Origin of the sequence: Streptococcus sp. GS001 (genome assembly GCF_021595565.1) — a bacterium.
Lineage (GTDB): Bacteria > Bacillota > Bacilli > Lactobacillales > Streptococcaceae > Streptococcus > Streptococcus xiaochunlingii.
In genome coordinates this window covers 72,608-86,391 of sequence record NZ_JACSYJ010000004.1, presented here as the reverse complement: position 1 = coordinate 86,391, position 13,784 = coordinate 72,608, and the positions used below count along the sequence as shown (strand labels likewise).

11 protein-coding genes are annotated in these 13,784 nt (G+C 38.6%); all 11 read left to right on the top strand.

The features are described from left to right. Nucleotide 1 precedes the first annotated feature (1 nt). Nucleotides 2-1,375: a sugar transferase gene (locus H8S88_RS08125; RefSeq protein WP_048690217.1), complete on the top strand. Its 1,374-nt coding sequence runs from the start codon at nt 2-4 to the stop codon at nt 1,373-1,375. A gap of 37 nt (nt 1,376-1,412) precedes the next feature. Next, complete coding sequence (gene cps2T / locus H8S88_RS08120) at nt 1,413-2,585, top strand: beta 1-4 rhamnosyltransferase Cps2T (RefSeq protein ID WP_061564482.1); 1,173 nt, start codon at nt 1,413-1,415, stop codon at nt 2,583-2,585. A 2-nt stretch (nt 2,586-2,587) separates the two neighbouring features. Further along, nucleotides 2,588-3,733, top strand: coding sequence for a glycosyltransferase family 4 protein (locus H8S88_RS08115; RefSeq protein WP_061564481.1), 1,146 nt, complete (start codon nt 2,588-2,590; stop codon nt 3,731-3,733). Nucleotides 3,734-3,745: 12 nt separating this feature from the next. Then, complete coding sequence (locus H8S88_RS08110) at nt 3,746-4,744, top strand: Stealth CR1 domain-containing protein (RefSeq protein ID WP_061564480.1); 999 nt, start codon at nt 3,746-3,748, stop codon at nt 4,742-4,744. 33 nt (nt 4,745-4,777) lie between these two features. Further along, nucleotides 4,778-5,746 (top strand): glycosyltransferase family 2 protein, encoded by a 969-nt coding sequence (locus tag H8S88_RS08105; protein ID WP_125329281.1) that lies wholly within the window; start codon nt 4,778-4,780, stop codon nt 5,744-5,746. 34 nt (nt 5,747-5,780) lie between these two features. Continuing rightward, nucleotides 5,781-6,557, top strand: a complete 777-nt coding sequence (locus tag H8S88_RS08100) for a hypothetical protein (RefSeq protein ID WP_061564478.1) — start codon at nt 5,781-5,783, stop codon at nt 6,555-6,557. 401 nt (nt 6,558-6,958) lie between these two features. Next, a complete protein-coding gene (locus H8S88_RS08095) occupies nt 6,959-8,134 on the top strand; it encodes a polymerase (RefSeq protein WP_172605106.1) in 1,176 nt (391 codons plus the stop codon). Between the two features lie 47 nt (nt 8,135-8,181). Further along, a complete protein-coding gene (locus tag H8S88_RS08090) occupies nt 8,182-9,594 on the top strand; it encodes a flippase (protein WP_236128240.1) in 1,413 nt (470 codons plus the stop codon). A 9-nt stretch (nt 9,595-9,603) separates the two neighbouring features. Continuing rightward, entirely contained in the window at nt 9,604-10,707 is a 1,104-nt protein-coding gene (gene glf / locus H8S88_RS08085) for a UDP-galactopyranose mutase (RefSeq protein WP_048690202.1), read from the top strand. 26 nt (nt 10,708-10,733) lie between these two features. Then, a complete protein-coding gene (locus H8S88_RS08080) occupies nt 10,734-11,786 on the top strand; it encodes a sugar transferase (RefSeq protein ID WP_125335091.1) in 1,053 nt (350 codons plus the stop codon). A 144-nt stretch (nt 11,787-11,930) separates the two neighbouring features. Beyond that, a partial coding sequence (locus H8S88_RS08075; protein ID WP_236128239.1) for a GBS Bsp-like repeat-containing protein occupies nt 11,931-13,784 on the top strand: 1,854 nt, incomplete at its 3' end.

Genomic DNA, 13,784 nt, shown 5'->3' with positions numbered 1-13,784 from the left:
TATGACAGAAGGAAGGGGATTTCACAAATTTGCTTTGGCCTTTGTCCAAAGCTTACCAGTCTTAGTTGTGGCTTATTTGTTTAGTTTTGTGACAGAGACAGAAATCCACTCTAATACAATTTTCTATCTGTATTTATTGCATTTCGTAGCCTTCTACGTCAGTGATTACAACCAAGATTACTTCAAACGTGGGCATCTAGTTGAATTCTTACAAACTTTGAAATACAGCTTGTGCTTCGCGTTAGCCATCAGTTTTTCGAGCTTCTTTTTGGAGGAGAAGTTCTCCCTCTCCCGCCGGGGGATGATTTATTTTCTGTTTCTTCTGACTCTTGTCCTTTATTTAATGAATTACTTCATTAAACGGTATTGGCGTCGCTTCTATTACAGTCTCAAAGGAAGTCACAAGATTCTCTTGATTACAGCGAATTCTCGTCTGGATAAAGTCCTGGATCGACTTCTTTCGTCCAATGATAGCGGAGGGGAAGTGGTTGCGGTCACTGTATTAGACCGGCCAGACTTTCAACACCCCTTTGTTCAGGTTGTTCCAAAGGAAGACCTGTTGGCCTATGCGACCTATGAAGTGGTAGATGAAGTATTTCTCAATCTTCCAAGTGAAGAGTATGAAATTGGGGAGTATGTTTCACAATTTGAGACCATGGGGATCGACGTTACCGTCAACCTCAATGCTTTTGATTTAAACTTTGCCGGCAACAAACGAATTCGCGAAGTAGCTGGCCTCAATGTTGTCACCTTCTCGACCAACTTCTACAAACCTAGCCATGTGACCGCGAAACGTGTAATTGATATATGTGGTTCTTTGGTGGGCTTGCTCCTATGCGGCTTGGTGGCGATTGTATTGGTGCCCTTGATTCGCAAGGATGGAGGACCGGCTATTTTCGCCCAAAAGCGGGTCGGGAAAAATGGCCGCTATTTCAAGTTTTATAAGTTCCGTTCCATGTATGTCGATGCAGAAGAACGGAAAAAAGAATTGATGGATCAAAACACCATGACCGGTGGTATGTTCAAGATGGATAATGATCCTCGGATTACGCCGATTGGTCGCTTTATCCGCAAGACCAGTCTGGATGAGCTGCCACAATTCTTTAATGTCCTAAAAGGTGATATGAGCCTAGTTGGAACCCGTCCTCCAACAGTGGATGAGTATGAGAAGTATACTCCAGAACAAAAACGTCGTTTGAGTTTCAAACCTGGAATTACAGGGCTTTGGCAAGTGAGTGGACGTAGCGAAATTACAGACTTTGATGAAGTGGTTCGCTTAGATGTGTCCTATATCGATGACTGGACCATCTGGTCAGATATTAAAATCTTGCTGAAAACGATCAAAGTTGTATTTAAACGAGATGGAGCGAAGTAGGAAATTCCTGCTTCGTCCTTTCCATGTAAGGAGAAAAATGAAACAGTCAGTTTATATCGTTGGTTCTAAGGGAATTCCAGCGAAATATGGTGGTTTTGAAACTTTTGTCGAAAAGCTGACAGAGTGCCAACAAGATCGAGAGATTCAGTACTATGTGGCATGTATGCGGGAGAATTCTGCAAAATCAGGGATTACTGCAGATACTTTTGAACATAACGGCGCAATTTGCTACAACATTGATGTCCCTAATATCGGTCCTGCACGTGCTATTGCTTATGATATTGCAGCTCTCAATAAAGCTATTGAAATCGCAAAAGAAAACAAGGATCAAGCCCCTATCTTCTATGTTTTGGCATGTCGGATCGGCCCTTTTATCGCTGGTATCAAGAAGAAAATCAAGGCGATCGGAGGGACTCTGATGGTCAATCCGGATGGACATGAATGGCTTCGTGCGAAATGGAGTCTTCCAGTCCGTAAATACTGGAAGTTTTCTGAACAACTCATGGTTAAAAACGCCGATCTTTTGATCTGCGATAGCAAGAATATCGAGGCTTATATTCAAAAGGCTTACACTAAGTATCAGCCACAGACGACCTATATCGCTTATGGAACGGATACAAGCAAGTCTATCCTGAACAAAGAGGACGAGAAGGTACGGACGTGGTTTGCAGATAAGCAAGTCTCCGAAGGAAACTACTATCTTGTCGTGGGGCGTTTTGTACCGGAAAACAACTATGAAGCCATGATTCGTGGCTTTATGCAGTCAAACTCCCAAAAAGATTTTGTTCTGATTACCAATGTAGAACAAAACAAGTTCTATGAACAGTTGCGTAAGGATACAGGATTTGATCAAGATTCTCGAGTGAAGTTTGTTGGGACGGTCTATGATCAAGAATTGCTCAAATACATTCGTGAGAATGCCTTCGCTTACTTCCATGGTCATGAGGTAGGTGGTACTAATCCATCCCTTCTTGAGGCTCTTGAGTCTACTAAACTCAACCTCTTGTTAGATGTTGGCTTTAACCGTGAAGTCGGTGAAGACGGTGCACTCTATTGGAAGAAAGAACAATTGGCAAGTGTTATTGATCAGACTGAACAATTGGATGCTCAAGCAATCGAAGATCTCAATCAAAAATCAAGTCAACGGATTGCGGAAGCCTTTACTTGGGAAAAGATTGTCACAGACTACGAGAAAGTATTTAAAGGTTAGAAATGCAGAAAATATTATATCTCCATGCTGGTGCCGAAATGTACGGTGCTGATAAAGTGTTGATGGAGCTCATTAAAGGATTGGATAAAGATGCTTTTGAAGCTCATGTCATCTTACCTAATGACGGTGTCTTAGTGGGTGCTTTAGAAGAGGTCGGTGCTAAGGTTAAAGTCATTGATTACCCAATATTACGCCGAAAATATTTTAATCCAAAAGGAATCCTTGAGTACTTTGGCTCTTATAACCGTTACTCCAAACAAATTGCTCAATATGCCAAGGAGAATGGGATTACCCTTGTTCACAACAACACCACAGCGGTTCTTGAAGGAATTTACCTCAAGCGGAAGTTGAAACTTCCTTTGATTTGGCATGTGCATGAAATTATCGTCAAACCAAAAGCCATTTCAGATTTTATCAACTTTTTGATGGGGCGCTATGCCGATACGATTGTGACAGTTTCAAATGCTGTAGCCAACCACGTCAAGCAGTCTCGTTTTGTAAAAGATGATCAAGTTCAAGTCATCTATAATGGTGTTGACAATGCTGTCTATCAGATGATGGATGCCAGTGCTGTCCGTGACCAATTTGGGATCGTGCAGGATGCTTTGGTCATCGGAATGGTTGGTCGAGTGAATGCCTGGAAAGGGCAAGGGGACTTCCTGGAAGCTGTTACTCCAATCTTACAAGCCAATCCCAAATCAGTAGCCTTTTTAGCAGGTAGTGCATTTGAGGGGGAAGAGTGGCGCGTGGATGAGCTGGAAAAAGCTATTTCAGACTCACCAGTAGCTGGGCAAATCAAACGAATTGGCTATTATAGCAAGACGACAGAACTCTATAATATGTTTGATATCTTTGTCTTGCCAAGTACCAATCCAGATCCATTACCAACAGTCGTGCTAGAAGCCATGGCTTGTGGCAAACCAGTAGTCGGTTACCGTCATGGTGGTGTCTGTGAGATGGTCAAGGAAGGCGAAAACGGTCTTCTTGCTACACCGAATCAGCCTGGAGAATTGTCTAAGGCTATTCAAGAATTAGATGACAATACTGAGAAGAGAAAACAATTTGGTGAAGCATCTGTCAAACGCCAAAAAGAGTTATTTTCGTTGGAGAGTTATATCAAGAATTTCTCAGATTTGTATAAGATATAGAAAATTAAGATTATGAATAAAATAGATTTTGTTGTTATTTGGGTAGACGGTGGGGATCCTGTTTGGCAAGCTAAAAAGGCTGAATACTCTAAGTCAATAGATACTTCAAAAAAAAGTATGAATTCGATCAAGGCTTATCGTGATTGGGGAACCTTTAAATACTGGTTTAGAGGGGTAGAAAAGTTTGCTCCTTGGGTCAATAAGGTCTATCTCGTTACTGACCAACAAAAACCGTCTTGGTTAAATATTACTAGCGAAAAATTGGTTTTAGTCGATCATTCAGATATCATCCGTAAGGAATATCTACCTGTTTTTTCTGCGAATCCTATCGAGAGCAATATCCATCGAATTCCTGGACTCTCTGAACATTTTGTGTTTTTTAATGATGATGTTTATCTAACAGCTCCAGTTGAACCAACGGATTTCTTCTCAGAAGACGGTTTGCCAAAGTATAATACAGCCTTATCACCGATTGTCCCAGAACGTTACGGTACGGGGCATTTCCAAGTAAACGATATGGAAATTGTAACCAGTTATTTTAGTAGGGACGAGATTCTTAAAAATGGCAAATTTTTATCTTTCAAGCAAGGCTTAAAAAATATCGTTAAGAGCCTACTCTATAGAAATAGTAAATTTATATGTGGTTTTTGGGAAAATCATTTGACGCATCCCCTCTTAAAGTCGACCATGGAGTTGGTATGGGAGAAAGAAACTGCCATCTTGGAGAAAACATCGGCTAGTCGGTTTAGAAATCCATCTGATACAAACGTTTGGCTTTTTAAATACTGGCAGATTGCAAGTGGAGAATATGAAGTCGCAGATCCTGACTTGGGAGGTTTGTTCTCTCTAGATAATGCGGATTCTGATTTTTGGAAACTATTGAATTCTGGAAAATATAAAATTATGTGTATCAATGATGGTTTCAATGTTCAGGACGAAGAGAAAGTAATGGTGGACTTTATAAAAGCCATGAATCAACTTTTCCCAGAAAAAAGTTCATTTGAGATTTAAATATCTAACTGAGTAAGAGAAAGAAAAGAAAATATGATTTCGGTAATTGTACCCATTTACAATGTGGAGGCCTATCTTCGCTATGCTATGGAAAGCTTGTTCAATCAAACCTATAAAGATTTTGAAGTTATCTTAGTTGATGATGGTTCCACGGATGATTCTGGGAAACTATGCGATCAATATGCAAGTGAGTATGACTGGGTATCGGCATATCATAAAGAAAATGGTGGTCTGTCAGATGCTAGAAACTATGGTGTAGCCAAAGCCAAAGGAGAGTGGATCGTTTTCCTAGATCCAGATGACTATTTCGAACCTTGTGCCCTTGAGCTTTTGATGGAACTTCAGAAACAAACAGGCGCTCGTATTGTCGCAGGGAAAGGCAATGATACTTACGATCATGAATCCTACCAAAATTATCAATTAAATGAGGAAATATTATCGAAAGCTATCCTTCTTTCTTCTGAAGAAACATTAATAGAAATGCTATATGGTAAAATGGCTACAGTCTCTGCCTGGGCTAAACTCTTTCCCAAAGATATTGTAGAAAAATATCCTTATCCAAAAGGGAAAATCTACGAAGATTTATATGTAATTAGTGACTACTTGAAAGAAGTGGAATCAGTTTGCATTATTGATTTAGGTATCTACCATTATTATCGTAGACCGAATAGTATTACTCTATCGAACTTTAACAGTAAGCACTACGATTTTTATCATTCTATGAATCATTTGGAGGATGTTGTCAAGAAGGACTATTCAGATAATATAAACCTTGACGATGCTGTCATCGCTCGTTTGTTCATTGGTAGTCTTCACATTTTCATTTTAATAACTGATTCTTCTAAAGAGGAAATAACTCGAATTCAAAGAAAAATTCGTCCATACCTAGGTAGAGTTATGAAAAATAAGCGGATTAGCCTGAAAAACAAGGCAATTTACATGATGTTATCTTTGACTCCGGGTTTGTATTATCGTTTTAAAAAATTAAAAAAGTTTCAGTAAAATATGAGATGCTTGAGATTAGAAAAGGAAAAAAATGTCAAAGATAGAACGCGATAAACTGTTAGTGGCAGTGGTTCTAATATTAGTTGTATCTATGGACATGCTTAACACTTCGATGTTAGCATCTCTCTTGCCTCGTATCCCTAATGTTATTCCCTTTTTAGGAGTTCGTTTTCTTTATTTTAAAGAGTACTCTTTGACTTTTCTCATCTTTGCGCCTCTCTTGTTTCTGGTAGGATGTATGATTTACTTTAAGACTGGAACCCTGAATGCTTCGATGTTTATTTTTCTAATTATTGTTCTTTACAAGGTCGAATATGAGAGTGTTCTTAAATTATATGCAGGATTAGGTTTATTCTTTGTTCTGTTGATTGTTTTTCTTTCTGCTATTGATATTATTCCTAATTTACAATTTGTTCAATACAGATCTACTGGTATCGTGGTTCGGAATTCTTTTGGTTTTATTTATCCTACAGACTTTGCCTCTCATTGTTTTTATATCTATATGGTTATTTCCTATCTTTATAGAAACAAGTTTATCTTTCAAAGAACTTTTTCGGGTTTAGCCTTAGCAGGATTTGTTACTCATTTTTGTGATGCACGTTTGAATGCAGGTTCTATACTAGCAGCAACAGGAATTTTTCTATACTTTTATTATCGTAAACACATCAAATTGTTTTTGAAACCTATGAATTGGGAGAAGATGTTCGTTTCAATCGAACTGTATACGAATGTCTCAATAAAATCGTATTCTCACAAACTTGTTAATATGTCTATATTTCGGGCAGGGGGCTCTTCTGCTATGGGATAGTATAATCCTAATCGAATGAAATATCAACTGGAAAAATTAGAGAAAGTTAACCAGCTGATGTCAATATGGGGCATTCATGATGAACAATTTGTTGATCAAATAAATCTCTTATTCTAATGAGTAATATTCAAAATATTTCAGTTCAAAAAAACACCTCTTCTTTTGAAACGGCAATATTTTGAAGAATTGTGTGTAAACAAAGAGATGGTTATTTTGACAAAAAAATACTCCTTTTATCAATCTTTTCGTTAGATTCTCACTTAATTATAGAATGCATCGTACGGTGATTTTTCTAAAAAAATACAGATTTTAATCAAAAGGGTAAGTTCAATTCTTTGATATTTGATAAAAGAGAGTTGTAAAGTTTTAAATATTTTTAATTATATGATTGAAAGGGTTGGATGACTATTGTGATGAACAATCGTACTATATCAGAAAAAATTTATTTAATCACCTTATTTATATGGGTTGTTGTCACGTCATTAGTCACAACTACTTATTTTATTAGATTAGAGGGCTCCTTATCATTGTATAGGATCGTCCTCTATTTCACAATTGCTATGATTCTGATAAAAGAGTTGGTGAATCTTCCAAGAAGCTTGTATCACTTTAGATTTCATTGGGAACAACTGTTAATAGCAGTATTGTTCATTATTTCTATGTTTATAGTTGCAAAAAATCGAGAGGGGTTACTTGATTTAAATGTTCTTTTACTTGTTTTTTCTGCTAGAGATATAGATTTCAGAAAGTTATTAGGAACTTTCTCTTTTGCCACATTTCTAGTCCTTGTTTTGACGATTTTTGCTAGCAACATGGGCGTGATTTCGAATATGTTCATGAGGGCAGATGGTGGCTATCGTTTTAGTCTAGGGTTTAATTATGTTTCGTTTGCTTCACAAAGATTATTTTTTGCATTGTGTAGTTATCTGATGTTTCGTGGGAAAAAAATTTCTTACATGGAATTACTTTCCTTGCTTTTTGCCACGATTTATATGTACCAACAAACTTCGACAACTAGTCCATTTTACTTAAGTATTTTAATACTTACATATGCGTTGTTTAGTCTGAAAATCATAAAAAAAGACTTTATTATTGGACACTTCTGGATGAAAACAATAGCAAAATATGGTTTTATTTTGGCTTTAATCATTACCTTATATTTCTGTTTTTATTCATCTGGGAATTTATTCCATTTTGTAGATCAATTTACACATAATCGGCTACGGTTAAGTGTAGAGGGCTTCCGCAATTTTGGAGTATCTTGGTTAGGACAACATATTAAGTTCACACTCTTAGATATTTTCGGGAATTTTACTAGTAATTATAATTTCATAGATAGCTCGTTTGTGCAGTTGTTGGTTATTGATGGCTTAATCGTAAGTGCCTTCATGTTGTTGACTCTTACTAAAGTTATGAAATATTTTGTAACCATTCGAAAAGATATCGTACTTGCCTGTTTAGGAGTAATGATTATCCATGGCATGTTTGACCCTCAAATGTTAGTTCTTCGATATTCTCCATTGATCTTATTTATCAGTCGTTTATTTATCATGAATTCAGATAATGAAATTGAATAAAGAAGATTAAACGATAATTTAACAGGAAGGCAAAGTTTTCTATATTTATGAAAGTGCTTAAAAACTACCTCTACAATCTATCCTACCAACTCTTAGTCATCGTCCTACCAGTCATTACAACCCCCTACATCACTCGGGTCTTCTCGTCGGATGCTTTAGGAACTTATGGCTACTATAATTCCATTGTGACTTATTTTATCTTGCTAGCAACGCTGGGTGTGGCCAACTATGGGACCAAGGAAATTTCGGGGAACCGTAAGGAAGTAGCTAAGACCTTCTGGGGGATCTATAGTTTGCAGGTACTGGCTACTTGCTTAGCAATTAGTCTCTATATCATAGTATGTCTCTTGGTTCCTTCCATGAACAATCCAATTGCTTATATTTTAGGCTTTGGTTTGTTATCTCGTGGTTTAGATATTTCTTGGCTCTTTCAAGGACTTGAAGACTTCAAAAAGATTACCGCTCGAAACACCATGGTCAAACTTCTAGGGGTTGTTTCAATCTTTCTTTTTGTAAAGAAACCATCTGATTTATATTTGTATATAACTCTTATAGCTGTCTATGATTTATTGGGTCAACTGAGTATGTGGCTTCCTGCTCGTGAACACATTCGCAAACCTCATCTGGATTTGGTCTATGCCAAGCAACATATCAAACCGGTAGTCCTCTTGTTTTTACCTCAAATAGCAATTTCACTTTATATCACGCTAGATCGTACTATGCTAGGAGCCTTGTCTTCTACTAAGGATGTAGGGATTTACGATCAAGCTCTTAAACTGATAAATATTTTGTTGACTTTGGTAACTTCACTGGGAAGTGTCATGCTTCCACGAGTTTCTAATCTTCTTTCATCTGGAAATAAAAAAGCAGTTAACAAATTACATGAAATGTCTTTCTTGGTTTATAACCTTGTTATTTTTCCAATGATTGCAGGGATTTTGATTGTCAACAACGACTTTGTTCAATTTTTCTTGGGACAAGATTTCCAAGATGCTCGTTATGCGATTGCCATCATGGTCTTTCGGATGTTTTTTATCGGATGGACTAATATTATGGGAATCCAGATTTTGATACCTCATAATCGAAATCGTGAATTTATGCTATCAACAACCATTCCAGCTATTTTTAGTGTAGGCTTAAATCTCATCTTGATACCGCCTTTAGGCTATATTGGAGCTTCAATCGTTTCTGTTGTAACAGAAGGTTTAGTCTGGCTTATCCAACTATACTTTACAAGTGACTATCTAAAAGAAGTCAAGATTCTTCCATCCATGCTAAAAATACTCCTAGCAGCATTCCTGATGTATGGTGCTTTGTATTTTATAAAAACTTTTATCAACTTCTCATCTGTTGTAAATGTATTGATATGTTCTGTACTTGGCTTCCTAGTCTACGGAGGCTTGGTTTTAATCTTAAGAATCTTGGATTTTCAAGAACTAAAAAGTATCATAAAAAAATAAGGAGAGATTATGTACGATTATCTTATCGTCGGAGCTGGTTTGTCTGGCGCAATCTTTGCACACGAAGCTACAAAACGTGGTAAAAAAGTAAAAGTGATTGACAAGCGCGATCACGTCGGTGGGAATATCTACTGTGAAGAAGTTGAAGGGATCAATGTTCACAAGTATGGTGCCCATATTTTCCATACGTCCAACAAAAAGGTGTGGGACTATGTCAACCAGTTCGCTGAGTTTAACAACTATATCAACTCACCGGTGGCTAACTACAAGGGCAGTCTTTACAACCTTCCTTTCAACATGAATACCTTCTACGCTATGTGGGGCACTAAGACTCCTCAAGAAGTCAAGGATAAGATTGCCGAGCAAACGGCTGACATGAAAGATGTTGAACCGAAAAACTTGGAAGAACAAGCCATCAAGTTAATTGGTCCAGATATCTATGAAAAGTTGATCAAGGGCTATACAGAAAAACAATGGGGACGCTCTGCAACAGACCTTCCACCATTTATCATCAAACGCCTCCCAGTTCGTTTGACCTTTGATAATAACTACTTTAATGATCGTTGCCAAGGGATTCCAATCGGTGGATACAACGTCATCATTGAAAACATGCTGGGCGATGTAGAAGTAGAGCTTGGGGTTGACTTCTTTGCCAATCGTGAAGAGCTGGAAGCATCAGCGGAAAAAGTAGTCTTTACAGGGATGATTGACCAGTACTTTGACTACAAACATGGGGAGTTGGAATACCGCAGCCTGCGATTTGAACATGAAATCTTGGATGAGGAAAACTATCAAGGCAATGCCGTGGTCAACTATACCGAGCGTGAAATTCCTTATACTCGGATTATCGAGCACAAGCATTTCGAATATGGAACCCAACCGAAGACAGTCATCACCCGTGAATATCCAGCTGACTGGAAACGTGGAGATGAGCCCTACTACCCAATCAATGATGAAAAGAACAACGCCATGTTTGCCAAGTACCAAGAAGAAGCTGCTAAAAATGACAAGGTTATCTTCTGTGGCCGCCTAGCAGACTATAAATACTACGACATGCACGTGGTCATTGAGCGTGCTTTGGAAGTCGTTGAGAAAGAACTTGGAAGCATATAGAGATAGGTCTAGTGAAGGGGAGAAAAGTGAGATATTATCTGAAAGATTCATTTCTGCATAATCAACATGAAAAGAATGCAGGAAGTAAGGCGCGAAATGACGTGGAAGCCATTCTGATTTCAGAAGGGTATAAGGGATTAGAGATTAAGGTTGACAACTGGTATCAGATGAATTTCTTTAAGGCCCAACAACACAAATATAGTGCAACTAAATCTGTGTTTGATCAACTAGGTTTAGGGGATGAATTGGTCATTCAGTTTCCAATTATCCATCATACATTTTTGATTGCACAGCTCATCAAGCAGGCACAAAAAAGGGGAGCGAAATTCTATCTCTTGATTCACGATATTGAAACCTTGCGCCATGCAGCAGGCTCTGAAGTGAAATTGAGACATAAATTGAGAAACTATTTCCAAGAGAAGAAAGCTATGATGTCTGTGGATGGGATTATTGTTCATAATGACATCATGAAGGGCGTTTTAGCTAATCAAGGATTTCCAGTTGATAAAATGGTTAGTTTAGAGATTTTTGATTATTTGATTCCAAATTTTCAAGAAAAGTCTCTTCCTCAAAAAGAACAAGCAATCATTGTTGCTGGGAATTTAAACCCAACAAAATCAGGCTATCTATATAGTTTGCCAGAGAATCCTGCCTATAACCTCTATGGGGTTGGGTACGATGAAAGTCGTGCTTTGAATAACATCACTTACTTTGGTGCCTTTATGCCTGATGATCTACCGGCAGCTCTAGAAGGTAGTTTTGGCTTAGTGTGGGATGGGGATAGTTCGGAAACATGTCAGGGTACTTACGGCAACTATCTGCGTTTTAACAATTCTCATAAAGCTTCTCTTTACCTAGCAGCAGGTTTTCCTCTGGTTGTTTGGAAACAATCTGCCCTCTCACATTTTGTCTTAGAGAATGGCTGTGGGATTGCAGTAGAGTCTCTCCATGATTTGAAGGAGACAATCGACAATCTTTCAGATACTGATTACCAAGACTTGGTGGACAATGCCAAGCGTGTTGGCCAGGAAATTCGAGATGGTCACTACCTAAAGACAGCCTTAACCCATTTAAAATGAGAGTAAAAGAAGTTCGTTTGAACTTCTTTTATATTCTCCAAAAAAATAAAACTAATTTTAAAAAAGCCATCATAGAACTTTTCATCAATGATGCCGTATGGTAAAATGGTAAAAGTATAAAATTTATATACAAGAGAAGGTTAAATGAAAAAGAAAGATCTTATTTTTTATGCGGGAGCAGCAATATTGATGGCTGCATCTACTCAAGGAGTAAGTGCAGATGAGCTGGTTTCCAAAGAAACTGCTATTACTGAAGGCAAGCAAGTGCAAACTGAAAAAGCACCAGAAGTAGCCGTTTCTGAAAAGACCGCAGCACCTATCGTAAGCAACTACGTTGCACCAGCAAATGTGACCGAACAGTCTGTGGCTTCTACGAGTACTACTACTGTTTCGGAAAGTAGTACACCATCTGTAGAAAAATCTACAGAAGTAGCGCCTACTGAGAAGACAGAAGAAACTCCTCTTCAGTCTGATGCAGGAAGCACCACTTTTTTCAATACGGGTTCAAACGCTCCAGCTAGTCGCTCTACGGATGTGGCAGTTCAGCCAAAATCATTCGTTGATGTGAGTAGCCACAACGGAGAGATTAGTATTGGCGACTACCGTACCTTAGCTAATAAGGGCGTAGGCGGTGTCGTTGTCAAATTGACAGAAGACACTTGGTACAAGAACCCGAATGCGGAGAACCAAATTCGCAATGCACAAGCTGCGGGTCTGCAAGTATCGACCTACCACTTCTCTCGCTATACTTCTGAAGAAGCGGCGCGTGCAGAAGCACGATTCTATATTGCGGCAGCACAACGTTTGAATCTTCCAAAGAATACTCTTATGGTCAATGACTTTGAAGATGCTAAGATGCAGTCAAATATCAACCGCAATACTCAAGCTTGGGTGGATGAAATGCGTAAAAATGGCTACACCAACTTGATGTTCTACACTAGTGCCAGCTGGTTGGATGAAAACAACCTTCGCAAGAAAGGTCCTGTCAACACTGCTCACTTTGGTCTTCAGAATTTCTGGGTTGCCCAATATCCTTCTCCGAAACTATCTGTAAATGATGCGAAAAGTTTGCGTTACAATGGAAAAGCTGGCGCATGGCAGTTCACTTCTCAGGCGGAATTGCTTCCAGGAAAGCACTTCTTTGACCACAGTGTAGACTATACCGGTCGCTTTACAGCGAATGCAAAACCTGCAGCTGATCCGACAGAAGGTACCTTAAGCGGTAAGATCAGCATTGTCAATAATGATACAATGGCGGGTCGCTTTAATGTTGTAGTCTCAAATGTTAAGGCGCCAAATGGAGTTCGAACAGTGTCTGTACCAATCTGGTCAGAAATAGGTGGTCAAGATGATCTTGTTTGGTATACAGCCAACCGTCAAGCAAATGGGATCTATACCGTCAATGTAAAAGCGTCGGACCATAAAAACTCAACCGGTCTTTACAATATCCACCTTTACTATGTTCAGAACAATGGACAGATGACGGGTGTTGGTGGAACCGTGACAAATGTTTTTATTGGAAAACGACCAGAGGATTTAAAACCAAGTGGCACCGTAACAATTGAGAACAACAACTCAAGTACAGGCACCTTTGATGCAGTAGTTCGTAATGTAGTATCACCGACTGGCTTGAAAGAAGTTTTAATTCCATCATGGAGTGTAGCAGGAGGTCAGGATGATTTAATCTGGCATAAGGCCACTCGTCAAGCTGATGGTTCCTATCGAGCAACGATCAAGGCAAGTGACCACAAGAACTCAGTTGGACAGTACCAAGTTCACGTTCATTATATTGATCAAGAAAATAAGCGCCGTTATGTTACAGAGACTGTTGTAGAAGTTCGTCAATCTAAGCCGCAAGGGATGCTTTCGATTGAGAACAACAACTCAAGTACAGGCACCTTTGATGCAGTAGTTCGTAATGTAGTATCACCGACTGGCTTGAAAGAAGTTTTAATTCCATCATGGAGTGTAGCAGGAGGTCAGGATGATTTAATCTGG

Bases quoted from the DNA above. Each gene is read 5' to 3' on its own strand.
- H8S88_RS08125 (WP_048690217.1), top strand. From the start codon at position 2: ATGACAGAAGGAAGGGGATTTCACAAATTTGCTTTGGCCTTTGTCCAA.
- cps2T (WP_061564482.1), top strand. From the start codon at position 1,413: ATGAAACAGTCAGTTTATATCGTTGGTTCTAAGGGAATTCCAGCGAAA.
- H8S88_RS08115 (WP_061564481.1), top strand. From the start codon at position 2,588: ATGCAGAAAATATTATATCTCCATGCTGGTGCCGAAATGTACGGTGCT.
- H8S88_RS08110 (WP_061564480.1), top strand. From the start codon at position 3,746: ATGAATAAAATAGATTTTGTTGTTATTTGGGTAGACGGTGGGGATCCT.
- H8S88_RS08105 (WP_125329281.1), top strand. From the start codon at position 4,778: ATGATTTCGGTAATTGTACCCATTTACAATGTGGAGGCCTATCTTCGC.
- H8S88_RS08100 (WP_061564478.1), top strand. From the start codon at position 5,781: ATGTCAAAGATAGAACGCGATAAACTGTTAGTGGCAGTGGTTCTAATA.
- H8S88_RS08095 (WP_172605106.1), top strand. From the start codon at position 6,959: ATGACTATTGTGATGAACAATCGTACTATATCAGAAAAAATTTATTTA.
- H8S88_RS08090 (WP_236128240.1), top strand. From the start codon at position 8,182: ATGAAAGTGCTTAAAAACTACCTCTACAATCTATCCTACCAACTCTTA.
- glf (WP_048690202.1), top strand. From the start codon at position 9,604: ATGTACGATTATCTTATCGTCGGAGCTGGTTTGTCTGGCGCAATCTTT.